This is a genomic window from Streptomyces sp. NPDC005151 (assembly GCF_053599875.1).
Genome location: NZ_JBSFYR010000016.1, coordinates 1 through 24,546, shown reverse-complemented (window position 1 = coordinate 24,546; position 24,546 = coordinate 1). Strand labels below are relative to the sequence as shown.

Annotated in this window: 20 protein-coding genes; 4 read left to right on the top strand and 16 right to left on the bottom strand. The window is 70.8% G+C overall.

Translation table 11 applies throughout. The features are described 5' to 3' along the window. The first annotated feature begins 185 nt into the window (after window positions 1–185). Window positions 186–1,343 carry a PQQ-dependent sugar dehydrogenase gene (locus tag ACWD6R_RS11885; RefSeq protein WP_451818560.1) on the top strand — a complete coding sequence of 386 codons (1,158 nt, stop codon included), beginning with the start codon at window positions 186–188 and terminating at the stop codon, window positions 1,341–1,343. Window positions 1,344–1,377: 34 nt separating this feature from the next. Then, entirely contained in the window at window positions 1,378–1,629 is a 252-nt protein-coding gene (locus tag ACWD6R_RS11880) for a DUF6191 domain-containing protein (RefSeq protein WP_451818559.1), read from the top strand. A 71-nt stretch (window positions 1,630–1,700) separates the two neighbouring features. Here the strand turns inward: ACWD6R_RS11880 and ACWD6R_RS11875 are convergent, their stop codons facing one another. The 16 genes from ACWD6R_RS11875 to ACWD6R_RS11800 all read right to left on the bottom strand — a co-directional run bounded on the left by ACWD6R_RS11875 (window position 1,701) and on the right by ACWD6R_RS11800 (window position 23,044). Beyond that, window positions 1,701–4,835, bottom strand: a complete 3,135-nt coding sequence (locus ACWD6R_RS11875) for a helix-turn-helix transcriptional regulator (protein ID WP_451818620.1) — start codon at window positions 4,833–4,835, stop codon at window positions 1,701–1,703. 58 nt (window positions 4,836–4,893) lie between these two features. Continuing rightward, entirely contained in the window at window positions 4,894–5,067 is a 174-nt protein-coding gene (locus tag ACWD6R_RS11870) for a hypothetical protein (RefSeq protein WP_451818558.1), read from the bottom strand. A 308-nt stretch (window positions 5,068–5,375) separates the two neighbouring features. Then, the gene (locus ACWD6R_RS11865) at window positions 5,376–6,029 is read right to left on the bottom strand and encodes a hypothetical protein (protein ID WP_451818557.1); all 654 of its coding nucleotides are present in this window, start codon (window positions 6,027–6,029) and stop codon (window positions 5,376–5,378) included. 87 nt (window positions 6,030–6,116) lie between these two features. Beyond that, window positions 6,117–6,671: a GNAT family N-acetyltransferase gene (locus tag ACWD6R_RS11860; RefSeq protein WP_451818556.1), complete on the bottom strand. Its 555-nt coding sequence runs from the start codon at window positions 6,669–6,671 to the stop codon at window positions 6,117–6,119. A gap of 21 nt (window positions 6,672–6,692) precedes the next feature. Beyond that, entirely contained in the window at window positions 6,693–8,912 is a 2,220-nt protein-coding gene (locus ACWD6R_RS11855) for an MMPL family transporter (RefSeq protein WP_451818619.1), read from the bottom strand. A gap of 746 nt (window positions 8,913–9,658) precedes the next feature. Next, on the bottom strand, window positions 9,659–11,770 hold the full coding sequence (locus ACWD6R_RS11850) for a phosphocholine-specific phospholipase C (RefSeq protein WP_451818555.1): 2,112 nt from the start codon (window positions 11,768–11,770) through the stop codon (window positions 9,659–9,661). A 36-nt stretch (window positions 11,771–11,806) separates the two neighbouring features. Next, window positions 11,807–12,019 carry a hypothetical protein gene (locus ACWD6R_RS11845; RefSeq protein ID WP_451818554.1) on the bottom strand — a complete coding sequence of 71 codons (213 nt, stop codon included), beginning with the start codon at window positions 12,017–12,019 and terminating at the stop codon, window positions 11,807–11,809. Window positions 12,020–12,161: 142 nt separating this feature from the next. After that, window positions 12,162–13,670 (bottom strand): Asp-tRNA(Asn)/Glu-tRNA(Gln) amidotransferase subunit GatB, encoded by a 1,509-nt coding sequence (gene gatB / locus ACWD6R_RS11840; RefSeq protein ID WP_451818553.1) that lies wholly within the window; start codon window positions 13,668–13,670, stop codon window positions 12,162–12,164. 16 nt (window positions 13,671–13,686) lie between these two features. Further along, window positions 13,687–13,926, bottom strand: coding sequence for a hypothetical protein (locus ACWD6R_RS11835; protein ID WP_266981236.1), 240 nt, complete (start codon window positions 13,924–13,926; stop codon window positions 13,687–13,689). Continuing rightward, window positions 13,923–15,425 (bottom strand): Asp-tRNA(Asn)/Glu-tRNA(Gln) amidotransferase subunit GatA, encoded by a 1,503-nt coding sequence (gatA, locus tag ACWD6R_RS11830; RefSeq protein ID WP_451818552.1) that lies wholly within the window; start codon window positions 15,423–15,425, stop codon window positions 13,923–13,925. The genes ACWD6R_RS11835 and gatA overlap by 4 nt, the downstream gene beginning before the upstream one ends. A 5-nt stretch (window positions 15,426–15,430) precedes the next feature. Then, window positions 15,431–15,727 carry an Asp-tRNA(Asn)/Glu-tRNA(Gln) amidotransferase subunit GatC gene (gene gatC / locus ACWD6R_RS11825; protein WP_358862620.1) on the bottom strand — a complete coding sequence of 99 codons (297 nt, stop codon included), beginning with the start codon at window positions 15,725–15,727 and terminating at the stop codon, window positions 15,431–15,433. 231 nt (window positions 15,728–15,958) lie between these two features. Then, the gene (locus ACWD6R_RS11820; protein ID WP_451818618.1) at window positions 15,959–18,034 is read right to left on the bottom strand and encodes a putative bifunctional diguanylate cyclase/phosphodiesterase; all 2,076 of its coding nucleotides are present in this window, start codon (window positions 18,032–18,034) and stop codon (window positions 15,959–15,961) included. Window positions 18,035–18,416: 382 nt separating this feature from the next. Next, window positions 18,417–20,612, bottom strand: coding sequence for an NAD-dependent DNA ligase LigA (gene ligA, locus ACWD6R_RS11815; RefSeq protein ID WP_451818551.1), 2,196 nt, complete (start codon window positions 20,610–20,612; stop codon window positions 18,417–18,419). 29 nt (window positions 20,613–20,641) lie between these two features. Then, complete coding sequence (locus tag ACWD6R_RS11810) at window positions 20,642–21,667, bottom strand: methionine synthase (protein WP_451818550.1); 1,026 nt, start codon at window positions 21,665–21,667, stop codon at window positions 20,642–20,644. A 119-nt stretch (window positions 21,668–21,786) separates the two neighbouring features. After that, complete coding sequence (locus ACWD6R_RS11805) at window positions 21,787–22,476, bottom strand: SDR family oxidoreductase (protein ID WP_451818549.1); 690 nt, start codon at window positions 22,474–22,476, stop codon at window positions 21,787–21,789. A gap of 28 nt (window positions 22,477–22,504) precedes the next feature. Further along, complete coding sequence (locus ACWD6R_RS11800; protein WP_451818548.1) at window positions 22,505–23,044, bottom strand: LOG family protein; 540 nt, start codon at window positions 23,042–23,044, stop codon at window positions 22,505–22,507. 77 nt (window positions 23,045–23,121) lie between these two features. Between ACWD6R_RS11800 and ACWD6R_RS11795 the strand changes: the two genes are divergently transcribed. Beyond that, window positions 23,122–23,457, top strand: a complete 336-nt coding sequence (locus tag ACWD6R_RS11795; protein WP_366133338.1) for a DUF427 domain-containing protein — start codon at window positions 23,122–23,124, stop codon at window positions 23,455–23,457. Between the two features lie 95 nt (window positions 23,458–23,552). Beyond that, entirely contained in the window at window positions 23,553–24,353 is an 801-nt protein-coding gene (locus tag ACWD6R_RS11790) for an alpha/beta fold hydrolase (RefSeq protein WP_451818547.1), read from the top strand. Window positions 24,354–24,546 lie beyond the last annotated feature (193 nt).

Below are 24,546 nucleotides of genomic sequence, written 5' to 3'. Positions count from 1 at the left end.
GGTGTGCGGGCCTCGCACCCGCCGAGAAAGTTCGTGGGCTTGCGGAACCCGGGACCGGGCTGCGGTGTAGGAACGGTAGTCAGGCAGCCGTCGAAGGGACCGGTGCTGTGCGCATTGCTGTATTCGGATCGCCGAGAACCCCTGCGGGACACCCGCGTATCCTCCCGGGCGCGCGCCGCGCTGCAGTGGCCGCGCTGGCTGCGGGCCCGCTGCTGCTGTCCGCGGGGTGCTCGTCGAACGACGACTCGGGAAACACGCAGGACCGCCCCACGGGCGCACCCGCCACGGTGCCCTCTTCACCGTCCTCCTCGCCGTCCTCCTCGCCACCGTCGGCGAAGGGCTCGGTGAAGGTGGTGTCGACGCTGACGGAGGGGCTCGCGTCTCCATGGGGGCTGGCGGAGCTGCCGGGCGGCGATCTGCTGGTGTCCTCGCGCGACGGGAGAACGATCACCCGGATCGACGGCAGCACGGGGAAGCAGACGCTGCTGGGCACCGTGCCCGGCGTGTCGCCCGCCGGGGAGGGCGGGTTGCTGGGGATCGCGGTCTCCCCGGCGTTCGACACGGACCATCTGCTGTACGCGTACTTCACGACGGCGTCCGACAACCGCATCGCCCGCCTGCGGTACGACGGGACCGGCAGGGCCCCCGGCCGGCAGCTGGGTGCACCGCACACGATCCTGCGGGGCATCCCGAAGGGCTACATCCACAACAGCGGCCGGATCGCCTTCGGCCCGGACGGCATGCTGTACGCGGGCACGGGCGAGACAGGGCAGGCCAGGGGGCTCTCACAGGACAAGAAGTCCCTGGCGGGCAAGATCCTGCGGATGACCCCGGACGGCAGACCGGCACCGGGCAACCCCGTGCCCGGCTCGCTGATGTATTCGTACGGGCATCGCAACGTGCAGGGTCTGGCCTGGGACGGGCAGAAACGGCTGTGGGCGTCCGAATTCGGCCAGGACACCTGGGACGAGCTGAATCAGATCGCGCCCGGCGGGAATTACGGCTGGCCGAAGTACGAGGGCAGGGTGGGCAAGGCGGGTTTTGTCGACCCCGTGGCCCAGTGGAGACCGTCCGAGGCATCCCCGAGCGGGATCGCCTTCGCCCAGGGCTCGATCTGGATGTCGGGCCTGCGCGGTGAGCGGCTCTGGAGGATTCCGCTGTCCGGCAGCCCGGGCAGGGAACCTCTGGCGGCCCCGCAGTCGTTCCTGCAAGGGAAGTACGGCCGTCTGCGCACGGTGCTCGCAGCGGGCGGCGACAGACTCTGGCTGGTCACGAGCAACACGGACACCCGCGGCACCCCGAAACCGGGAGACGACAGAGTCCTGGTGCTCCAGGTGCGGTAGCGGCGACAGGACAGAAGGCGAAGGGTGCGAGCCGGTGTTCAACTTCTTCGAGGAACTCTTCGCCCCGGGCCGCAAGCACGCCGCGGAAGAACAGAAGCGGCTGGAGCTGACCCGGGTGGATCTGGGCACGGGCGACCCCGCCCGCGGCCCGATAGACCTGAGCTCGGGAAAGGTGACGGTGCGCGTCCCCGGTCCTGAGGGCACCCCGTCACCCCCGCCGGCCCCGCTTCAGGGCCCAGAAGACACCGAGGCCCCCTCAAGCCGCTCAGGCCCCTCCGGCGATTGAGGACGGAACGGTCACCGGACGGCCCGGGTACCCGCTCCCCGCACCGGCCCCGCCCTTCTCCCTGAGCTCCTCTAAGACGCCCCGTTGCCCCGGTACAGGCGGAGGCGGTGCGCCAGGGCCGCAGCCTCTCCACGGCTGGAGACGCCGAGCTTGGCAAGGATGTTCGAGACATGCACGCTCGCGGTCTTGGGCGAGATGTAGAGCTCCTCGGCAATCTTCCGGTTCGTGTGCCCGGCGGCGACGAGCCGGTGCACGTCCTGCTCGCGTCGCGTCAGCCCGAACGACTCCACCGCCGCGGCCGCCGCGTCCTGGAGCTGGTCCTCGGCATGCTCCCGCTCCGCCGCCTTGCCCATGATGGCGTCGTCGGCCGGGACGGTGACTGCGGTCGGGATCTCGGCGGCGGAGGTGGTGAGCGTGATGCGGGCCCGGCCGGCCAGCAACTCGATGGTCTCGGTCAGCGGACGCGCACCGAGCCGTTCGGCGATGCTGTGCGCGTCGCGCAGGAGACCGGCCGCCGTGGCACGGTCACCGGAGGCGACAAGGATGGCCTCCGCCCAGCGGTGGTGGACCTGGGCCTGTTCGTACGGGCGGGAGAGTGGGGCGAAGGCGGCGGCCGCGCGGGACCAGTGGTCGGGGGTGTCGGCGCCCTCCGCCCGGGCCAGCTCGGCGTTGATCAGCAGACCGTACGCGGCCCAGACCGGGACGAACATGGGCAACTTTCCCAGGTGCTTGCGGATGAGGGCGAGGACCGCAGGCCGGCCGGGCTCCGTGGCGGGCAGCCCGCGGGCGTCCGCCTCCGCCGCGGCGGCGGTATGGAGGAGCGGCAGCGCGTACCGCTGGGTGCCGGGCAGGAAGCCCCGCTCCGCCTGCGCCTCGAAGGCGGCCCGCGCCTCCAGGAGGCGCCCCTGCTGCACGGCGAGGGTCATGGCATGACGCACGGGACTGATGAGGTGCTGGGGCTGCGGGTAGCGTGAACCGAAGTGCCTCTGAGTCAGCGCCAGCTGGACCTCGGCCTCGGCGAAATCGCCGCGGGCGAGGGCCAGCTCGGTGCGGCGCGCGGCCACGAGGCCCTGCGCCTTGCGGGACTGTGCGGTGCGGGCCGCCGCATCCGTGGTCGCCCGGCTCTCGTCCCAGTGGCCGAGGGAGAAGTACGACGTTGCCTGGTTGGTGCGGACCCACGCCTCTATGTCGGCGACACCGTGGCTGTGGCAGACCTCGATGCCGTGGTCCGCGGCGGCGACCGCTTCCAGAGAGCGGCCCATCTCTTCGAGCGCCGAGGGGAGGTTGATGCTGGCGCGGCCCATGATGCCCACGAGGTGGAGTTCATCGGTCCGGTCGCGGACGGCGTACATCTCGGCGATGCCCTCGTCGATACCGCCCGCATCGGCAGTGAGCCCGCCACGGGTGAGCCGGGCGTGAAGTTCGATGTACTCGTCGCCGACGAGCTGCGCGTACTCCACGGCCCGGTCGACTGCGGCGAGCGTCTCCTCGCCGGGGCGGTGCATGGCACCCCATCCGGCCACACTCATGAGGACATCGGCGTGGACTGCGGACGGGGGCAGGCCACGGACCAGGTCCTGGGCGATGGCCAGTTCCTGCCAGCCGTCGCCCCGGGTGAGGTCCTGCATCAGCCGGGAACGCTGCACCCAGAACCAGGCAGCCCGGAGCGGGTCGGGGTCGTCGTCCAGGACCCGCATGGCCTTCTTGGAGATGGCGAGGGCGCGTTCGCGTTCGCCGCCGAAGCGGGCGGCAACGGTGGCTTCGGCCATCAGGTCGAGATAGCGGAGCGGGGTGGTCTCGGGGTCGCAGCCACAGGCCGGGTAGACCTCTGCGTAGTCGATGGGGCGCAGGGTGCGGCGTATCTCGTCGGGGACGTCGTCCCACAGTTCCATCGCGCGTTCCAGCAGCCGGAGTTGCTCGGTGAAGGCGTAGCGGCGGCGGGCCTCGACGGAGGCCTTCAGTACGGCGGGGAGGGCCTTGGCCGGATTGTGGGCGCCGTACCAGTAGCTGGCCAGGCGCGTGGCGCGTTCGCCCGCGCGGACGAGCGTGGGGTCGGCCTCCAGCGCCTCGGCGTAGCGGCGGTTGAGGCGGGAGCGTTCGCCGGGCAGCAGGTCGTCGCTGACGGCTTCGCGGACCAGCGAGTGCCGGAAGCGGTAGCCGTTGCCCTCCCCAGTGGTGAGAAGCAGGTTGGCGCCGACGGCTCCGCGCAGCGCCTCGATGAGTTCGTCCTCGGCCAGTCCGCAGACCGCGGCCAGCAGTTCGTACTCGACGGTGGAGCCGCCCTCGGCGATGACCCGGGCGATCTTCTGGGCGTCCTCGGAGAGCGCTTCGACGCGGACGAGGAGGAGATCGCGGAGCGAGTCGGAGAGTCTGGAGCTGTCGCCGCACTCCAGACTGCAGGCGAGCTCTTCGACGAAGAAGGCGTTGCCGTCGGAGCGTTCGAAGATCTCGTCCACGAGGGCGGGCTCGGGGGTGGCCGCGAGGATGCCGGTCAGCTGACGACGGACCTCGGCGTGGTTGAACCGGGCGAGTTCGATCCGGCGGACGGTGCGGAGGCGGTCCAGTTCGGCAAGGAGGGGGCGCAGGGGGTGGCGGCGGTGGATGTCGTCGGCCCGGTAGGTACCGATGACGACGAGGCGGCCGCTGCGCAGCGTGCGGAAGAGATAGGCGAGGAGGTGCCGGGTGGAGGCGTCGGCCCAGTGCAGGTCCTCCAGGACGAAAACGACGGGCCGGTCCGCGGAGATGCGTTCCAGCAGCCGGGCGGTGAGCTCGAAGAGGCGTGCTGTGCCGTGCTCGTCGGTGGCGTCCCGGTCGGCCTCGCCGAGTTCGGGGAGGAGCCGGGCCAGTTCGCCTTCCTGCCCGGCGCAGGCTGCGGCCATCTCGTCGGGCAGGGTGCGGCGCAGGGCGCGCAGGGCCGTGGAGAACGGGGCGTACGGCAGCCCGTCGGCGCCGATCTCCACGCAGCCGCCGACGGCGACGACTGCCTCACGGCGGCCGGCCGCGATCAGGAATTCCTCGACCAGCCGCGTCTTGCCGACGCCGGCCTCGCCACCGATGAGCAGCGCCTGCGGCTCTCCGCCCGGCGCCCCGACGCTGTCGGGGTGTCCGGCGGTGGCCCGGGCGAGCGCATCGGTGAGCGAGGTGAGTTCGCCTGCGCGACCGACGAACACGGGACTGACAGACCTGGTCTCCACGTCGCCGAGCATCGCACATGGGTGCGACACCGTGACGGCGGGAAGGTACTCGGCGCTCATCGCACGCCCGTTACGCGGCGTGGACGAACCGGTTCCGGAGCGAACTCACCGCCCCCTCGTCCTCCTTGTGTCCGGACCGGCGAGCGGCGCGGCGGTCCCGGCGGACCTGCCGGAGGACACGCTCGCGCTCGGCCCGGTGCAGGAGTTCGGCTTCCCTGATCTTGTGGAGGTCGTACGCGTACATGTGGTTCTCCTGGATGTCGACGGCCTGTGCGGCCCGGTGGAGGGGCAGTTGGTGCGACGGTCCCGGTTCCGCCGGGCTCGTTCTCTGCCGTGCCTCTACTTTCGTCTTCCAGGGGGTGTCGCCACATCGGGCGAGTTCCGCATCTCTGCGGGGCGGGGGGCCTTAGTCGCACGCGGCAGGTGCCGCATCCGGACCAAGGCCCCCCGGGCGGATGCCTTAGGGCACCGCTGATCGGTGCGTACTGCCGATCAACCATCCCTGGCGGCGGCCCGATCGCCCGTCCCCAGCGGCGGCCCGATCGCCTGTCTCTAGCCGGCGGCGGCGCTCGCGGTCGGCAGGGCGACGATGAGGTCGAAGTACATGCCGACGGAGATCAGTACGCCGAGGGCACCGAGTGCGATTCCGGCGGTCGCCACGGCGCGGACCCAGCCCGGCTGCGGGTCCCTGGCGGGTGCGCCGAAGGCCGGACGGACCAGGGCGAAGACGCCGACCAGCAGGGCGAGGAGCGCGAAGAGGCCGTTGACGAGGGCGGTGGCGTGCCAGGCGTCGCCGTAGATCTCGGATATCTGCTGGGCCACGGAGCCACCGGAGGCGGTCTTCATCTGGCCCAGCAGGGTCTCCCTCTCGGCGGCGACCCGGCCGGACCATGCCCCGGTGAGACCGACGACGCCGAGGCCGGTGGCGACGACGGCCGCGGCGGCCGCGCCGAGCCCGGACGGCGCCCGGTCGACGTCGTCTTCCTTCGGATCGAAGTCGAGGTCCGCATCGGCATCAGCACTGTTCCCGTACCCGAGACCGTCGGCGTCGCCCGGCGCCCGCCCGCCCTCGGCTTCGCCCTCCACCTCGTCGGACACATCTGACGCACCCGACGCGCCCTTCACAAGGGTCGCGGGTGACGCATCCGTGGCTTCGGGCGCCTCGGCGGTAGGGGCTTCGGTGGTCTTGGACGTCGTGGGGTTCATGCGCCGCACGCTAGGCGGCCTGGATGAGAACCCTCTTAACGTCCACGGCCGGTCCGGAGCGGACCCGTCCCGGGCAGCAGTCCCTTCTCAGCCCCGCTGAGCGCGCCACTCGGGTGCCAGCACGGACCAGATCTCCGAGTCGTGCCGCGTCCCCCGGTACGGGTAGCTCTCGCGGAGCACCCCGTCGCGCGTCATGCCGAGCCGCTTCGCGACCGCGACACTGCGGGTGTTGGCGGAGGACGCCACCCACTCCACGCGGTGCATCCCGCGCTCCTCGACCGCCCAGTCGATCAGCTTTCGCACCGCCCGGGTCACCAGACCGCGCCCCTCTCCCGCGGACTCCAGCCAGCAGCCGACCTCACAGTTCCCCGACTCGGTGTCGAAGATCCGGAAGAGGACGCCGCCGACGAGCATGCCGTCCAGCCAGATGCCGTACAGCCGGCCCGTGTCGGCCGCCTGCTTGTCGGCGTACCGCTGCAGCAGGGCGCGCGCCGATTCGAGATCGGTGGCGAAGGCCGCGAACGGGATCCACGGGTCGACGAGCTCGCGGGCCCGGTCGATGTGCGCGAGAAACTCCTCCGCCTGCCAGACCTCCAGCGGGCGCAGTTCCGCACCGTCGTCACCCAGGGATACCGCGAACATCGTGCTCCTCCAACTGCCTTGTCAGCGGACGCGCTGCGCGGCCGGTTCGTCGTCCTCGCTGCTGCGCGCCGAAAGAATTTTCGCATACGGGGCCCGGCAGTCGGGCGGCTCGATGCTGATGCGCGGCAGCCATCGGTCCAGCCGGCGCGGCAGCCACCAGTTGGCGCCGCCCAGCATGTGCATCAGGGCGGGAACCAGCAGGGTTCGCAGGACGAAGGCGTCCAGGGCGACCGCGGCGGCGAGTGCGATGCCGAACATCGCGATGACCCGGTCTCCGCTGAGGACGAAGGCGAGGAAGACGGAGATCATGATCACCGCGGCGGAGTTGATCACCCGGCTGGTCTCGGCGAGGCCGACCCGGACCGCCCGCCGGTTGTCGCCGGTCTCCAGCCACTCCTCGTACATCCGGCCGACGAGGAACACCTGGTAGTCCATGGAGAGACCGAACAGCACGGAGACCATGATGACCGGGAGGAAGGGTTCGATGGGCCCGGCGCTGCCCAGCCCCAGCAGTTCGCTCCCCCATCCCCACTGGAAGATCGCGACAACGACGCCGAAGGAGGAGGCGACGGCGGCCACGTTCATCACGGCCGCCTTCAGCGGGATGCCGATCGACCGGAACGCCAGCAGCAGGAGCAGGCAGCCGAGCCCGATGACCGCGCCGACGAAGAGCGGGAGTTTGCCGATGATGATCTGGGCGAAGTCGTCGTAGCCGGCCGTCACACCGCCCACGTACGCGTGCAGCGAGGTGTTCTCCTCGGTGTGCGGCAGGACGTCCGTGCGCAGCCGGTCGACGAGTGCGCTGGTCTCCCGCGACTGCGGCGACGAGTCCGGGACGACGGTGACGAACGCCGCGTCGCCGCCGTTGTTGTACGTGACGGGGCTGACCGAAGCGACACCGTCGGTGGCCCGGAGTGTGGCGGGGAGACCGTCCATCGCGAGCCGGTCGTCGGCCCCGTCGAGCTGCGCGGCGATGGTCAGCGGGCCGTTGACGCCGGGCCCGAATCCATCGGCCAGGAGGTCGTACGCCTGCCGGGTGGTGGACGACGCGGCGTTGTTGCCCTGGTCGGAGCTGCCGAGATGGAGCGCGAACGTGGGCAGTGCGAGGACGAGCATCACCACGGCGGCGACCGCGCCGAGCAGTTTGGGGTGGCGTTCGACAAACGCCGACCAGCGCGCGGCGAAACCGGTGGGCAGCTCGGGCTGTGGTCCGTGCTCGGCGAGCTGCTTGCGCTCGCGCCGGTTCAGCGCCCGCATCCCGATGAAGGAGAGCAGCGCGGGCAGCAGGGTCACCGAGGCGGCCACGGTCAGCACCACGGTGAGCGAGGCGGCGATCGCGACGCCGTTGAGGAACCCGAGCCGCAGGATGAGCATGCCGAGCAGGGCGATGCAGACGGTGGCCCCGGCGAAGACGACGGCGCGCCCGGTCGTCGCGACGGCGTTCTGCGCCGCCTCGGCGACCGTCATGCCGCGCCGCAGTCCGCTGCGGTGCCGGGTGACGATGAACAGCGCGTAGTCGATGCCGACGCCGAGCCCTATCAGCATGCCGAGCATGGGAGCGAAGTCGGCGACGGTCATCAGGTGCCCGAGCAGCACGATGCCCGCGTACGCCGTTCCGACCGAGACGAGGGCGGTGGCGATGGGCAGCAGGCTGGCGGCGAGCGAGCCGAAGGCGAGGAAGAGGACGACCGCGGCGACGACCACGCCGATGGCCTCGCTGAGGTGGGCGGACGGTGCCTCGGTGAGGGCGACGGCGGAGCCGCCCAGCTCCACCTGGAGTCCGTCCCCGCCGGCCGCCTTCGCGGTGTCGACGACGGACCGGGCCTGCTGCACCGGGATGTCGTCGGCCCGCTGGTCGAAGGTGATCGTGGCGTAGGCGGTGTGCCCGTCCGCGCTGATCTGCCCCGCGCCGGAGGCCCCGTAGGGTCCGGTGACGCCGCCGACGCCGGGCAATCGCTCGATCGCGTGGAGGGTCCGGGTCATCGTCTGCCGGACGTCGGCGGCCCGGACGGTGGAGTCGGTGGTGTGCCAGACGACGGTGTCGGTGTCACCGCCGAGGTCCGTGAATCCGCTCTTGAGCAGTTCGGTCGCCCGCCCGGACTCGGTGCCGGGCACCTCGTAGTTGTTGGAGTAGGCGGACCCCGCGAACCCCGCCGCGGTGGCCGCGCCGCCGAGGGCGAGCAGCCAGATGAGGACGGCGAGGAGACGGTGCCTGATGCACCAGCGGGCGATGGCAGCCAACGGACATGCTCCCTGGTGATTTGTGGATCTTTTTCGGGAGATCTGATGAATGGCCCTCAAAAGAACACATGACCTGAGAATCGTCACTCTGGCAGCCGTCAGTGATCCTTTGCCCGTTTCGTGGCGATGCTCACAGGGACTGATATTTCCCCTGCACGCACCGTCGGTTACTGACCGCGCGCCGCCCTCCGACGCCTCCATGGATTCCTGCTGCGGCTCCTCCCCCGCTTCCTCCTCCGCCTGCAGCTCGTCCTCGTACTGCTCCTCGATCTCGGCGATGCCCTTCGCCACGGCCTCCGCAAGACGGACGGGACAGGTGCGCGGCTCGCTGCCGAAGCCGCCGTCGTTCTCGGGGGCGGGGCAGATGCCGGGGGCGTAGAGGTGGGCCAGGTGAGCGGCGCGGTCGGCGCTGCGCTCACTGCTGGGCACATGGCCGTCCGGGTGCGCGCACTCGACGCCTGCTGCGTCGGCGGGGAGCGCGTCGACGGCGGCCCGCCCGACCGGGGTGCCCTGCCGCCCGACGATGTACGGCGCCATGCCCACCAGGGCGAAGGTCAGCGGGACGGTCTGCTCGCCGCCCGGTTCGGCGGCGAGCAGGCGGGCGCACTCCAGGACGACGGGGTCCGCCTCGTCCGGGGTGGACCCCGTCGTGACGCCGGACCAGTTCTCGATCGGTTCAGACCGACCGGCAATTGGGGGGCGGCGTCACGGGGCTGGGGCACGCACCTCGCGGCGGTGTCCGGCGGTCAGCCGGAGACGCTCGCCCGGCCGTTCTCGATGTGCCCCATCAGCCGGCGGCGGAACACGTCGTCCCCGTCGACGGTGACGGACAGGTCGTACCAGCCGTGCGCGTCGGCGGCCGAGTGGACGACCGTACGGCTCCGGCCGGGCTTGACCTTGATGGTCCGGGTCCAGTCGCGCAGGTCCGCCTCGTCGACGTACCCCAGCGGCCGGACGGTGAAGGTGAGCGTCCGCTGCCCCGTGTTGCGCAGGGTGACGTGCAGATCGCGCCCGTGGGCATCGATCCAGGTGGCGACCTCGGGTCCGCCGGCGGCAGGTCCCTCGAACTCGCGCCGGAAGCCGTTCGGCCCGGTCACCGTGAACCGGTACGCGTCACCGGTGAGGGGGACCGTCCATTGCGCCGTGCCCCGTACATCCTGGTGCTGCGGTACGGGAAACTCGCCCGCGTACGGGTACAGCGCGAAGTGTGCCGACGAACGGCCCGTGTTGCTGAGGCCCACCCGCACTGCCCCGTTCGCCACGGTCGACTGGGCGTCCGGCTGGTACGGCAGCGGGCGGGCGGGCCGGACACCGGGCTCCTGTACCGGCATCTGCTGGACGGCCGGCGGCTTCGGCTGCCAGCGTCCGCTGAACGGCGGAATGGCGCCAGGCTGCTCGACCTCGGGCCTGCGCAGCCGGCGCGTGAAGTCGAACGCGGAGGTCAGATCGCCGGTGACGGTGCGCCGCCAGTCACTGATGTTCGGCTCCTTCACACCCGTCCACTGCTCCAGGAAGCGGATCACCGAGGTGTGGTCGAAGACCTCGGAGCAGACGTAGCCGCCCACGGTCCACGGCGACACGACAAGCAGCGGCACCCGTACGCCGAGGCCGGTGGGCTTGGAGTCCCACTGCTCCTCGGTCACCTCGGGCGGTGCGACGGGCGGCGGGACGTGGTCGAAGAAGCCGTCGTTCTCGTCGTAGTTGATGATGACGGCGGTGTGCCGCCACACATCGGGGTGCTTGCCCAGCGCGTCCAGGACCTTGTAGACGATCGTCGCGCTGTGGATCGGGGAGGAAACGCTCGGGTGCTCCGAGTCGACCGCCGACGGCACCAGGTAGGAGACCTCGGGCAGCGTGCCCGCCGCCACGTCCGCGGCGAACGCATCGGCCAGCGTGCCGGTCTCGACCCGGCGCAACGCCCGCTCGAACAGGCTGCGTTCCGTGTCCGTCAGCGTGGCGACACCGTCCTCCAGCAGACCGAGCAGCCTGGCCCGCTCCGCCGCGTCGTCCGTGTCGCGGACGGCCGCGTAGAAGGACTCCATGTAGGTGTGGCCGCCGGTCTTCGCCAGCGCCTTGCGGGCGATCGCCTTGAAGGTGGCGAAGAACTCGATCTGGTTGTCGGTGAAGTTCTCCCACTCGGTGTACGTCTTCCAGCTGTGCCCGGCCTCCTCCAGCCGTTCCGCGTACGTGGACCAGCCGTACCCCGGATGGGTGCCCTCGTTGTACGCGTCGTTGCCGACCGCCCGCTTGCCGTTCGCCTCGAAGCCCGTCTTCCCGCTCCACAGGTGGTTGCGGTTGGGGCTGGTGGAGGTGTGGATGGACGAGTGGTAGGCGTCGCAGACGGTGAAGGTGTCGGCCAGTTCGTAGTGCAGCGGGATGTCGCGGCGGTCGTAGTACGCCATGGTGGCGGCCGTCTTCGCGGTCACCCAGCCGTTCATCCAGCCGCCGGCCCATGCCTTGCCGCCGCCGCTCCAGGAGTGGTCGAGGGCGCCGATGTACTGGAGGTCCTTCTTCTGCGTCGCGGCGGCGTCCCGGACCGGGAAGGGCAGCACGGAGGTGCCGGCCGCGCCCGGCTGCTCGAAGACCGGCTTCCCTGAGGGCAGCTCGATCGCGTTGCGGTCGCCGAACCCGCGTACGCCGCGCAGGGTCCCGAAGTAGTGGTCGAAGGAACGGTTCTCCTGCATCAGGATCACCACGTGCCTGATGTCCCCGAGCCCGCCGCCGGACCCCGCCGCAGGCGAAGGCTGTGCGGCCATCGCGGCCTGCAGCGACGGCGGCAGCAGCGAACCGGCCGCCGCGACGCCGAGCGCGCCGCCACCCAGTGCGAAGAGCCGTCGCCGTGAAATTTCCGTGGTCAAGTTGAGCCTCCCGAGTCCGGTCGTACAGCGGGGAAGCTAATGAAGGCAGGTGGCTGCGGAAAGGCCGCAGCACGGCCCGGCGGTGAACGTCCAAGAGGTCGCCGGGGAAAGTCCAACCCGCAGGCCGCCGATCTGAGCCCGGGCGTCGGCGAACGGCACGGCGCCGATGACGACGACCAGCAGGGCCGCGGGTACGGCAATGGTCGCCTCGGGCAGCTCTCCGGGGCGTACGGCGGCGAACGCCGGCACCGCGAGGAACAGCGCGACGGAGACGATTTCGGCGGTGACGGTGTTCAGCGGACCTTCTCCGGGCGCGGGAAGAACCGGAAGGGGCGGTGCACCCGGTCAACGGGTGCACCGCCCCTCATCCGCATGCAGCGGCAGGCAGGGCTCAGCCTTCGACGCCGAGCTTCTCCAGGATCAGCTCCCGGACACGGGCCGCGTCCGCCTGGCCGCGGGTGGCCTTCATGACCGCGCCGACGAGCGCGCCCGCCGCCGCGACCTTGCCGCCGCGGATCTTGTCCGCGATGGCCGCGTTGGCGGCAATGGCCTCGTCGACGGCCGTGCCCAGCGCACCCTCGTCCGAGACGACCTTCAGGCCGCGCTTTTCGACGACGGTGTCCGGGTCGCCCTCGCCCGCGAGGACACCCTCGATGACCTGGCGAGCCAGCTTGTCGTTGAGGTCGCCGGAGGCGACGAGCTCGGTCACCCGGGCGACCTGCGCCGGGGTGATCGCCAGCTCGTCCAGGGCGGTGCCGGTCTCGTTGGAGTGACGGGCCAGCTCGCCCATCCACCACTTGCGGGCCTGGTCCGACGGGGCGCCCGCCTCGGTCGTGGCGACGATCAGGTCGACCGCGCCCGCGTTGAGGATCGACTGCATGTCGAACTCGGAGATGCCCCACTCCTCGCGCAGCCGGTTGCGGCGTACGCGCGGCAGCTCGGGAAGTCCCTTGCGCAGCTCCTCGACCCAGTCGCGGGCCGGAGCGACGGGCACCAGGTCCGGCTCCGGGAAGTAGCGGTAGTCCTCGGCGTTGTCCTTGATGCGGCCGGCCGTGGTGGAGCCGTCCTCCTCGTGGAAGTGCCGGGTCTCCTGCACGACCTTGGCGCCGGAGTTCAGCACCGCGGCGTGGCGCTGGATCTCGTAACGGGCGGCACGCTCGACGGAACGCAGCGAGTTCACGTTCTTCGTCTCGGAGCGCGTACCGAGCGTCTCGGTGCCATTGGGGCGCAGTGACAGGTTCACGTCGCAGCGCATCTGGCCCTGCTCCATGCGGGCCTCGGACACGCCGAGCGCCTTGATGAGCTCGCGCAGCTCGGCAACGTACGCCTTGGCGACCTCGGGTGCACGCGCACCCGCTCCCTCGATCGGCTTGGTGACGATCTCGATGAGCGGAATGCCCGCACGGTTGTAGTCCAGCAGCGAGTGGGACGCGCCGTGGATACGGCCGGTGGCGCCGCCGACGTGCAGCGACTTGCCGGTGTCCTCCTCCATGTGGGCGCGCTCGATCTGCACCCGGAAGATCTCGCCGTCCTCCAGCTGGACGTCCAGATAGCCGTCGAAGGCGATCGGCTCGTCGTACTGCGAGGTCTGGAAATTCTTCGGCATGTCCGGATAGAAGTAGTTCTTCCGGGCGAAGCGGCACCACTCGGCGATCTCGCAGTTGAGCGCGAGGCCGATCTTGATGGCGGACTCGACGCCGATCGCGTTGACGACCGGGAGCGAGCCGGGCATGCCGAGGCAGGTCGGGCACGTCTGCGAGTTCGGCTCCGCCCCCAGCTCGGTGGAGCAGCCGCAGAACATCTTGGTCTTGGTGCCGAGCTCGACATGGACCTCAAGGCCCATGACGGGGTCGTACGTCGCGAGGGCGTCCTCGTACGGCACCAGGTCAGTGACAGTCACGGTGAAACTTTCCCTCTCAACCCAGCAGTACGTCGTCGTCGCCCAGGCGCTTCAGCTCTCGGTAGAGCAGAGCGATGCCGGTGGCGATGGCGGCAGCGGAGACGACGGCGTCGACCAGCCGGAGCGTGTCGTGTTCAAAGCGTGCCTTCTTGGCCTGCTTGAGCACGCCGATCGCGCCGAAGGCGGTGGTGCCGATGGACAGGTACGTACCGGTCTTGGACTTCTTGAAGCCCTTGGCCTTGGTCAGTGCGCTCACAGTGACGGAGCCTCCTCCAGCAGCGGGTGCCCCCACTTTTCCACGAAGGCGGCCTCGACTGCGGCCCCGACCTTGTACAGCCGGTCGTCCTTCATGGCGGGGGCGATGATCTGCAGACCGACCGGCAGACCGTCCTCCGGTGCCAGACCGCAGGGCAGCGACATGGCGGAGTTGCCGGCCAGGTTGGTCGGAATGGTGCACAGGTCGGCCAGGTACATCGCCATCGGGTCGTCGGTACGCTCGCCGATCGGGAAGGCGGTGGTCGGCGTCGTCGGGGAGACGATGACGTCCACCTGCTCGAAGGCCTTCTCGAAGTCCCGCGTGATGAGCGTGCGGACCTTCTGCGCCGAGCCGTAGTACGCGTCGTAGTAGCCGGAGCTGAGTGCGTATGTCCCGAGGATGACGCGGCGCTTGACCTCGTCGCCGAAGCCGGCCTCGCGGGTGAGCGCGGTGACCTCCTCGGCGGACTTCGTGCCGTCGTCGCCGATCCGCAGGCCGTAGCGCATGGCGTCGAAGCGGGCCAGGTTGGACGAGCACTCGGACGGCGCGATCAGGTAGTACGCCGACAGACCCAGGTCGAAGGACGGGCAGTCCAGCTCGACGATCGTGGCGCCGAGCGACTTCAGCAGCTCGACCGACTCGTTGAAGCGCTGGACGACACCGGCCTGGTAGCCCTCGCCGGAGAACTGCTTGACGACACCGATGCGCATGCCGTCGACGCTGCCGTTGCGGGCGGCCTCGACGACGGGCGGGACCGGGGCGTCGATGGACGTCGAGTCCAGCGGGTCGTGTCCGGCGATCACCTCGTGCAGGAGGGCCGCGTCCAGGACCGTGCGGGCGCAGGGGCCGCCCTGGTCGAGGGAGGACGAGAAGGCGACCATGCCGTAGCGGGAGACGCCGCCGTAGGTGGGCTTGACGCCGACGGTGCCGGTGACAGCGGCGGGCTGGCGGATGGAACCGCCGGTGTCCGTGCCGATGGCGAGGGGGGCCTCGTACGACGCCAGGGCGGCCGAGGAGCCACCGCCGGAGCCGCCCGGGACGCGGGTGAGGTCCCACGGGTTGCCGGTCGGGCCGAAGGCGCTGTTCTCGGTGGAGGACCCCATGGCGAACTCGTCCATGTTGGTCTTGCCGAGGATGACGACGTCGGCCGCCTTCAGCTTCTTGGTCAGGGTCGCGTCGTACGGCGGGACCCAGCCCTCGAGGATCTTCGAGCCGACGGTGGTCGGCATGTCCTTCGTGGTGAAGATGTCCTTGAGCGCGAGCGGGACGCCGGCCAGCGGGCCGAGCTTCTCGCCCGCCGCCTTCTTCGCGTCGACGGCGCGGGCCTGCGCGAGCGCGCCCTCACGGTCGATGTGCAGGAAGGCGTGGACCTTCTCGTCGACCGCGTCGATCCGGGCCAGGTGCGCCTCGGTGACCTCGACGGCCGTGAGCTCACCGGAGGCGATCTTCGCGGCGATCTCGGCAGCGGTGAGCTTGATGATGGAGCTGTTGTCCGTCATGACTTTTAGTCCTCCCCCAGGATCTGCGGCACCTTGAAACGCTGCTGCTCCTGGGCCGGGGCGCCGGAGAGCGCCTGCTCGGGGGTGAGCGACGGACGGACCTCGTCCGCGCGCATGACATTGGTCAGCGGCAGCGGGTGGGAGGTTGGCGGTACGTCTTGGTCGGCGACCTCGGAGACGCGGGCGACCGCGCCGATGATGTCGTCGAGCTGACCGGCGAAGTGATCGAGCTCTTCGCCCTTCAGCTCCAGACGCGCCAGCCGGGCGAGGTGGACGACCTCCTCGCGCGTGATGCCAGGCATGCAGCGATCCTCAGGGGTGAGTGTTGTGGTTTTGGCCCCAATCCTATGGGGTCCGCCATGGGAGGGACCGCCACCCATGGAACACTCCGCTCGTTCTGCGCGTATCGGGGCCGGTCGGGCCCTTCGAGAAGGCCCCCGTGTGTGAGGCGTCTTCGATGCCGTGGGGGAGATCGAGGACAGGACGCGACTCGCGCGTCCCGGGCTCTCTTCCCTACCGGCCGGCCCGCCCGCTCACGTCGTCGCCGGACGCGAGGGAATCCCTCGCCCGGGGGACCGCGGCTCCAGCTCGGCCGCCCCCGCCGCCGCGGCCGCGGCCGCAGCCGCCGCTTCCAGCTCGGCCGGCCGACGCCACCCGTGCTCGCCGCGCGCCCTCAGCCAGGCCGTCGTCTCCTGCGGCGGCATCGCGGCAGCCACCAGCCACCCCTGCACCGCGTCGCAGTGCAGGTCCCGCAGCCGCTCCCACGTCTCGTCGTCCTCGACGCCCTCGGCGACGACCAGCAGGCCCAGCGAGTGGGCCAGGTCGATCGTGCAGCGGACGATCTCCGCGTCCTCGTGGTCGACAGCCAGCCGGGCCACGAACGACCGGTCGATCTTCAGCTCGCTGACCGGCAGCCGGCGCAGGTGGACCAGCGAGGAGTACCCCGTACCGAAGTCGTCGAGCGACATCTTCACGCCGTGCCCGGTCAGCCCGGCCAGCGTGTCCGCGGCGCGCTGCGGGTCCTCGAGCAGCACGTGTTCCGTGATTTCCAGCTGCAGGGAGCCGGGAGGGACGCCGTGCCGGGCGAGCCGGGCCGCGACGCCGCCCGCGAAGCCGGGGGTGTGGACGTCGCGCGGGGAGACGTTGACCGCAACGGGGACGAACAGCCCCTGTGCCCGCCACCGGGCGACCTGCGCCAGCGCCGTCTCCAGCACGTACTCGGTGAGATGGGGCATCAGACCCGACGACTCGGCGATGGCGATGAACTCGTCCGGAGGGACCCGCCCGCGCTCCGGATGCACCCAGCGCACCAGCGCCTCGAGTCCGGCCACCTGCCCGTCGAAGCGGACCTTCGGCTGGTAGTGGAGCTCCACCTCGCCGGCGTCCAGGGCGCGCCGCAGGTCACCGAGGAGACCGAGCCGGTCCGGGGTGTTGCTGTCCCGCTTCGACTCGTACACCTCGACACCCGTACGGTCCCGCTTGGCCTGGTACATCGCCACATCGGCGCGCCTGAGCAGCCCTTCGGCGTCCAGTGCGTGCTCGGGGTAGACGGCGACACCGGCACTGGCCTCCAGCACCAGGGTGAGTCCGTCGAGGTCCAGCGGTGAGGAGAGCTCGGCGACCAGATGGCGGGCGACGCGCTGGGCGCTGGTGGTGGAGTCCGCGGTCGGGAGCAGTACGGCGAACTCGTCGCCGCCGAGCCGCGCGGCCTCCGCTCCGCGCGGCAGGGCCAGTCGGAGCCGTTCCGCTATCTGCAGCAGCAGCCGGTCCCCCGCCAGATGACCGAGGGTGTCGTTGACGGCCCGGAACCGGTCGAGGTCGATCAGGACGAGGGCGGATCTGGCGCCGATGCTCTCGGCGTCCTCCAGGGCCGTCCAGGTGCGTTCCAGCATCCACTGCCGGTTGGGCAGTCCGGTCAGCGGGTCCCGCAGCTGCTCCTCGGCTCTGGCCCGGGCGATCCAGAGGGTGGAGTCCAGGGCGATCAGCGGGACCGCGAAGAGCGGCAGCAGGACGGGGATGGTCATCGCGACGACACAGATCAGCGGGGCGATGCCGAGCAGGGCGACCGCGACGAGTCCCTGCCGCAGCAGGGCCGTGCGCGCGACGGTCGGCAGCCCGCCGCCCTGGGTTGCCCGCGCATACCACAGGAGGACCCGGGTGACGAGAAGATAGGTGGCGGCGGCGAGAAGGACTTCCGGGACTGCGTCGATGCCCCAGTCGAGTGGCTGCCAGGGCGACTCGACGGTCTGCACCGCACCGAACGCGGCGAGGACCAGCGCCGCCGCCCCTATCCCCAGGATGTCCACCGCCCCGTGCAGCAGCCCCTGCGACCAGCGGTGTCTTCGTGCCACGCCGACGAGGACGACGACGACCATGCTGACGAGTCCGGCGGGCACCCAGCCGTAGAGCAGCAGGACGGCCAGGGTGAGGGCGGCGCCGGATCCGGTCCCGCCCCACCAGCGGTCGCGCCCGAGGGCCACCAGATGGCCGACGATGATTCCGGTGAGGACGGCGAGCGACCAGCCGGCCGCCCCGTCCGGGAAGAGCGCGTGCCCGTCGCTCACGCTCCGGTAGAAACCCGTCGCGAGCTGGACAGTGGCAATCGCCATGACGACGGCACCCACTTTGGGGGTGAGGCCGAGGAAACCTTGCAGCTGCGACACCGGTGCGGCGCTCTCGGTCGGTTTCATTCCGTCCCTCTCACAGCCGGCGGTGCCGATGTCACCTGTTGTCCCGCTCCCATGCCACCCCGGCCCCACGGCGGTCGTGCAGCCGGGGCACGGCAGGCGCACGTCTCAACAGTAGGCCGCGAAACCCCCTACGGGCAGCGGTCTACAGCTCTTGCCCGAATGCAATCCGACTATCCGTCAGCGTCGGTTGTGCGCCGAACGGGTGAACCCGGACGTCCTGACCGCGCCTCTTGCCCCGACGGGCCCGTTCCGTACCGCGTCCGGCCCCGTCCCGAACCCCGTCCGGCGCCACCGCGGCCCGCTACTCCTCAACCGGTCCGGCGACAGGTACAGCCGCCGCGCGCGCCGCTTCCGGCCCCTCTTCGAGCAGCACGGTGAAGCCCGCCCCGTCCAGAACCGGAACCTTCAGCTGCATGGCCTTGTCGTATTTCGAGCCCGGGTTGTCGCCGACCACGACGAAGGAGGTCTTCTTCGAAACGGAACCGGTGACCTTGGCTCCCCGGCTCTGCAGAGCCTCTTTCGCACCGTCCCTGGTGTGGTCGGCCAGCGTGCCGGTGACGACGACGGTGAGGCCTTCGAGCGGCCGGGGCCCCTCGTCCTCGCCCGCGCCCTCGTCCGCCATCCGGACCCCGGTCTCCCGCCACTTGCGCAGGATCTCGCGGTGCCAGTCCTCCGCGAACCACTGGGTGACCGAGGCGGCGATGATGGGTCCGACCCCGTCGGCGTCGGCCAGCTCCTGCTCGGTGGCCGCCTCGATGCGTTCCATCGAACGGAACTGACGGGCCAGCTCCGCGGCCGCGACCGGACCCACATGACGGATCGACAGCCCGGTGAGAATCCGGGCCAGGGGAGCCTCCTTGGCGGCGGCGACGGATTCCAGCATCGCCACGGCGTTCTTCTTCGGCTCGCCGTACTGATTGGCGAAGACCAGGGCGGTCTTCTCCTCGCCGGTCCTCGGGTCGCGCTTGGGCAGTCCGCTGTCCATGTCGAGGACATAGGCCCGGATCGGCAGCAGCTGCTCGATGGTCAGTCCGAAGAGATCGCCCTCGTCGCTCATCGGCGGTTCCACGGGCTCCAGCGGCCTGGTCAGAGCGGCCGCGGCAACGTAGCCGAAGTGATCGATGTCCAGGCACTTGCGGCTCGCGAGGTAGGCGACGCGCTCCCGCAACTGGGCCGGGCAGGAGCGCGCGTTGGGACAGCGGACGTCGATGTCAGCCTCCTTCATGGGCCGCAGCTCCGTCCCGCACTCGGGGCAGTGGGCCGGCATCACGAACGCCCGCTCGGTGCCGTCCCGCAGATCGACGACCGGGCCGAGGATCTCCGGGATCACATCGCCCGCCTTGCGGATCACCACCGTGTCGCCGATGAGGACACCCTTCTCCTTCACCACGTTCTGGTTGTGCAGCGTGGCGAACTCGACCTCGGAGCCCGCCACCTCGACCGGCTCGACCTGCGCGTACGGAGTGACCCGGCCGGTGCGTCCGACGCCGACCCGGATGTTCACCAGCTTGGTGTTCACCTCCTCCGGCGGGTACTTCCAGGCGATCGCCCAGCGCGGGGCGCGCGAGGTGGAGCCCAGCCGGCCCTGGAGTGCGATCTCGTCGACCTTGACGACGACGCCGTCGATCTCGTGCTCCACGGAGTGCCGGTTCTCGCCGAAGTACGCGATGAACTCCCGTACACCGTCGAGGGAGTCGACGACCTTGTTGTGTCCGGCAGTGGGCAGGCCCCACTCGTGCAACAGCTCGTAGGCGTGCGAGAGACGGTCGATCACGAAGCCCTCACGGGCACCGATGCCGTGCACCACCATGTGCAGCGGGCGGCCCGCGGTGACCTTCGGGTCCTTCTGGCGCAGCGAACCCGCCGCCGCGTTGCGCGGGTTGGCGAACGGCTTGTCGTCGGCCGCCACCAGCCGGGCGTTCAGCGCCTCGAAGGCCTCCATCGGGAAAAAGACCTCACCGCGGATCTCGACCAGCTCCGGGATCCGGTCGCCCTTCAGCCGGTGCGGGATCTCGGCGATCGTACGGACATTGGGGGTGATGTCCTCTCCGGTGCGGCCGTCGCCGCGGGTCGCCGCGCGGGTCAGCACCCCCCGTTCATAGGTGAGGTTGACCGCGAGGCCGTCCACCTTGAGCTCGCACAGGAAGTGGTAGTCGGTCGTGCCGACGTCCTTGGCGACGCGCTCGGCCCAGACCGCCAGCCCCTCGTCGTCGAAGGCGTTGTCCAGGGAGAGCATCCGCTCGCGGTGCTCGACCGAGGTGAACTCCGTCCGGTACGGCCCCGCGACCTTCTGGGTCGGCGACTCGGGCGTACGCAGCTGCGGATACTCGTCCTCCAGCTCCTGCAGCGAGCGCATCAGCCGGTCGAACTCGGCGTCACTGACGACCGGCTGGTCGTTCACGTAGTAGCGGAAGCGGTGCTCCTCGATCTGCTCGGCGAGGAGCGCATGCCGCCCCTGTACCTCCGCGGGCACTTCCGACTGCTGTCCGCCGGCCATCGTCTCGTCCTCCCGTTACCCGATACCCGTTACTCAGGGTTGTCTGCGAGCGATCTCGCGGCCCGGGCGCAATGGGCGAGCGCGGCGCGCGCGTACGCGGGCGACGCGCCCGCGAGGCCGCACGACGGGGTGATGACCAACGACTCGGCGAGAGTCCCCGGATTCAGCCCCAGCCTGCGCCACAGCGTCCTGACACCCATGACGCTACCGCCCGGGTCCGACAATGCGTCCGAAGCCGGATCGGCGCCGGGCACCACACCGAGGAAGAGCTGGGTCCCGCCCTCGACCGCTTCCCCGATCGCCTCCTCCTCACGCTCGGTGAGCAAGGAGAAGTCGAACGAAATACCGTCGGCCCCGGCGCGACGGAGGAGCGCGAACGGCACGTCGGGCGCACAGGTGTGGACGACCGTGGCGCCGTCCCCGTTCGCCGCCAGCACATCGCGGAGCGTGCCCTCCACCACCTGCCGGTCCACGGCCCGGTAGGTGCGGTATCCGCTCGCCGTCCGGATCTGTCCGCGGAGCACACCGGTCAGGGACGGCTCGTCGAGCTGCAGGATCACCTGCGCGCCGGGCACCCTGCGCCGTACGTCGGCGAGGTGGTTCCGCAGCCCCTCCGTCAGGGAGCCCGCCAGATCGCGGCAGGCGCCCGGGTCGCCGAGCGCTGCCTCGCCGCCCCGGCGCTCCAGCGCGGCAGCCAGCGTCCAGGGGCCGACGGCCTGGACCTTGAGCGGTCCCTCGTACCCCTGGGTGAACTCCTCCAGGGCGTCGAGGTCCTCGCCGAGCCAGGAGCGGGCCCGGCGGGTTTCGCGGCCAGGCCGGTCACTGATCCGCCAGCCACTCGGCTCGACGTGGCCGTACATGTCGACGAGCAGCCCGATGGTCCGCCCGATCATGTCCGCGCCGGGCCCGCGTGCGGGCAGTTCCGGCAGATACGGCAGCCCCTCGCCGTCCCCGAAGGACCCGGTGACGGTCTTCGCCGCCTCCCGCGCGTCTCCTCCGGGCATCGACCCGATCCCGGTGGCGCGGCACCCGCTGAACTTGCTTTTCTCGCTCACGCAGGAAGCCTACGGTCCGGGTCGCCGGGCCCGTCGCGGGGCGGGCCCGGCACAGCGCTTGCGCCGGTCCCTGCCCAGGTCCCGGCCCGGCCGCGATCCTGGTCCCGGCCCGGTCCCGGTCAGTGCCCCGGGCGGACTGTCAGGTCGTTGACCTCGGCGTCCCGCGGCAGATCGAGCGCCATCAACAGCGTGGTGGCCACGGACTCCGGGTCGATGAACCGGGAGGCGTCGTACTCCTTTCCCTCCTGCCGGTGGACCTTGGCCTGCATGGGGCCGGCGGTGCGCCCGGGGTAGACGGACGTCACCCGTACCCCGTTCTCGTGCTCCTCGTGGCGCAGCGAGTCGGCGAGCGCCTTCAGGCCGTGCTTGCTCGCGGCGTACGCACTCCACTCCGCGTGCGCGCTGAGCCCGGCGCCCGAGTTCACGAAGACGACATGGCCCTGGGCGACCCGCAGCTGCGGCAGGAAGAGCCGGGTCAGCTCGGCGGGGGCGACCAGGTTGGCGTTGAGCTGGACGTGCCATGCCTTGGGCGTGAGGTCGCCGACCCGGCCGAGCTCCACGACGCCCGCGATGTGCAGCAGCGAGTCGAGCCGCTCCGGCAGCGACTGCTGGGCGAACGCCCAGGAGAGCCGGTCCGGGTTGCCGAGGTCGCCGACGAGCGTGCGGGCGCCGGGGTACAGCGCGGCGAGCTCCTTGGCGCGGCCCGCGTCCCGGGCCAGCAGCACGAGCTCGTCGCCCCGCTCCAGAAGACGGCGTGCGACAGCCGCGCCGATGCCGGAGCCGGCGCCGGTGATGAGATGAGTGGACATGGCCCCATGGTCGCATCCACCCACCTGCCTACCGCAGCCCGGACCACTCCTCGAGGTACGCCAGGGCCCCGACCGCGTCCTTCGCGAAGAACACCAGATCGGCGAGCGGAATCGGCAGGAAGCCCTCGTCCTCCATGCGCTGGAACTGCTGGCGCAGCCCGTCGTAGAAGCCCGCCGTGTTCAGGAGGACGACCGGCTTGTCGTGCTTGCCGTGCTTCTTCAGCTCCAGGATCTCGGTCGCCTCGTCGAGCGTCCCGGTACCCCCCACCATGATCACGATCGCGTCGGCCTTCTCCAGCAGCAGCGCCTTGCGCTCGGCGAGATCGCGCGCGATCACCATCTCGTCCGCGTTGGTACGGGCCTTCGCGGCCAGGAAGTCGACCGACACCCCGACCAGTCGTCCGCCCGATTCCTGCACCCCGTCGGCGACTACCTTCATCAGGCCGCTCTCCGACCCTCCCCAGACCAGTGTGTGTCCGCCCCGGCCGAGCAGTTCGGCGAATTCACGGGCGGGCTGGGTGTAGCGGCCGTCGAGGTCGGCGGCGGAGAGGAAGACGCAGATGTTCATGGATTCACCGTATGCGCCGCCACTGACACTCCACGGAGGCGGGGAAGAAAACGGCGGACGGAGCGGCTGCACCTGACATGACTTCCACTCCAGGACACCGCATCACCGTCGAGCCAGGCACCGAGCACGTGCGCGTGGTGCGCGACGGACAGCTGCTCGCCGAGAGCCGCCGTCCGCTCGTACTGCGCGAGACGGGCTGTCCGGTGCGCTACTACCTGCCGCCGGCCGACGTCCGTACGGAACTGCTGACGGCGTCGGACACCCACACCCACTGTCCGTTCAAGGGAGATGCCTCCTACTGGTCGCTGCCGGACGCGGCCGATCTCGTCTGGGCCTATCCGGACCCGAAGCCCGAAGTCGCCGCGATCAAGGACCACTTCTGCTTCTACGACACCGAAACCGTCTCCGACTGACCGTCAAGCACCGCTGCGACCTGTGGATTTGAAGAATCTCAAAAAATTCACGGCCGCGGCGATGACTTTTCCGCACCATCGCAGTCAACCTGCACATGGACAGGACTCTCTCCCGCGACGGCACCGCGATCGCGTACGGGCGCCGCGGCGAAGGACCGCCGGTGATTCTGGTCGGCGGGGCACTGAGCACGGCGGCGACCGAGGCCCCTCTGGCGCGCCTCCTCGCGCCGCGCTTCGAAGTCGTCACGTACGACAGGCGCGGCCGCGGCTCCAGCGGCGACAGCGGGCCGTACGCGGTGGGACGCGAGATCGAGGACCTGGCTGCACTGGTCGCGGCGGTGGGTGGCCGGGCCTCGGTGTTCGGCGTGGGGGCCGGCGGGGCGCCGGCCCTGGAGGCCGAGGCCGCCGGGCTCCCCGTCGACCTGCTGGCGGTGTACGAACCGCCGTACACCCCCGGGGCCTCAGGTCTCCAGTTCAAGGCCTGCTGCACGGCCCGGCTGCACCAGCTGCTGTCCGCCGGGGACCGCGGCGGGGCCGTGGAGCTGTTCCTGTCCGTGACGGGCGTCCCGGCCGACATGATCGCCCGGATGCGGCGCGCACCGCTCTGGCGCGGCCTGGTGTCGCCGGCACACACACTCGAGTACGACGATGCGCTGCTCGGCGACGGCACGATTCCGGCCGAGCGGTTCGCGTCCGTCACGGCGCGCACACTGGTGGTCTGCGGCGGCTTCAGCCCCACCCGGGCCCGGCTGTCGACCCGCGCCCTCACGGACGCACTCCCGCGCGCCCGCCACCGCACCCTGACGGGCCAGACACGCGAACTGGCGCCCCAGGCGATGGCCCCGGTCCTGGCGGAGTTCTTCGCCAGGGACGTATACGCGCGCCAGGCCTCCTGAGCCCACGGTCCACCCCGCCCGGCCACGCCCGTACAGGGGTCGGACGTGGCCGCGCGGGGCACATGCGGAATGACCGGCAGGGACACGGCCTGGCCTCAGACCCGAATCCGCAGGTAGTGGCGGTGTCCGGTAGCTGATACGACGACAGGTGCGCTTCGAGTTTGAGAAGATCGAGGTTCCTACGCCTAATCCG

Bases quoted from the DNA above. Each gene is read 5' to 3' on its own strand.
- ACWD6R_RS11875 (WP_451818620.1), bottom strand. From the start codon at position 4,835: ATGCTCGGCGACGTGGAGACCAGGTCTGTCAGTCCCGTGTTCGTCGGT.
- ACWD6R_RS11870 (WP_451818558.1), bottom strand. From the start codon at position 5,067: ATGTACGCGTACGACCTCCACAAGATCAGGGAAGCCGAACTCCTGCAC.
- ACWD6R_RS11865 (WP_451818557.1), bottom strand. From the start codon at position 6,029: ATGAACCCCACGACGTCCAAGACCACCGAAGCCCCTACCGCCGAGGCG.
- ACWD6R_RS11860 (WP_451818556.1), bottom strand. From the start codon at position 6,671: ATGTTCGCGGTATCCCTGGGTGACGACGGTGCGGAACTGCGCCCGCTG.
- gatA (WP_451818552.1), bottom strand. From the start codon at position 15,425: ATGACGGACAACAGCTCCATCATCAAGCTCACCGCTGCCGAGATCGCC.
- gatC (WP_358862620.1), bottom strand. From the start codon at position 15,727: ATGCCTGGCATCACGCGCGAGGAGGTCGTCCACCTCGCCCGGCTGGCG.
- ACWD6R_RS11820 (WP_451818618.1), bottom strand. From the start codon at position 18,034: ATGGCGATTGCCACTGTCCAGCTCGCGACGGGTTTCTACCGGAGCGTG.
- ligA (WP_451818551.1), bottom strand. From the start codon at position 20,612: ATGGCCGGCGGACAGCAGTCGGAAGTGCCCGCGGAGGTACAGGGGCGG.
- ACWD6R_RS11805 (WP_451818549.1), bottom strand. From the start codon at position 22,476: ATGTCCACTCATCTCATCACCGGCGCCGGCTCCGGCATCGGCGCGGCT.
- ACWD6R_RS11800 (WP_451818548.1), bottom strand. From the start codon at position 23,044: ATGAACATCTGCGTCTTCCTCTCCGCCGCCGACCTCGACGGCCGCTAC.
- ACWD6R_RS11795 (WP_366133338.1), top strand. From the start codon at position 23,122: ATGACTTCCACTCCAGGACACCGCATCACCGTCGAGCCAGGCACCGAG.
- ACWD6R_RS11790 (WP_451818547.1), top strand. From the start codon at position 23,553: ATGGACAGGACTCTCTCCCGCGACGGCACCGCGATCGCGTACGGGCGC.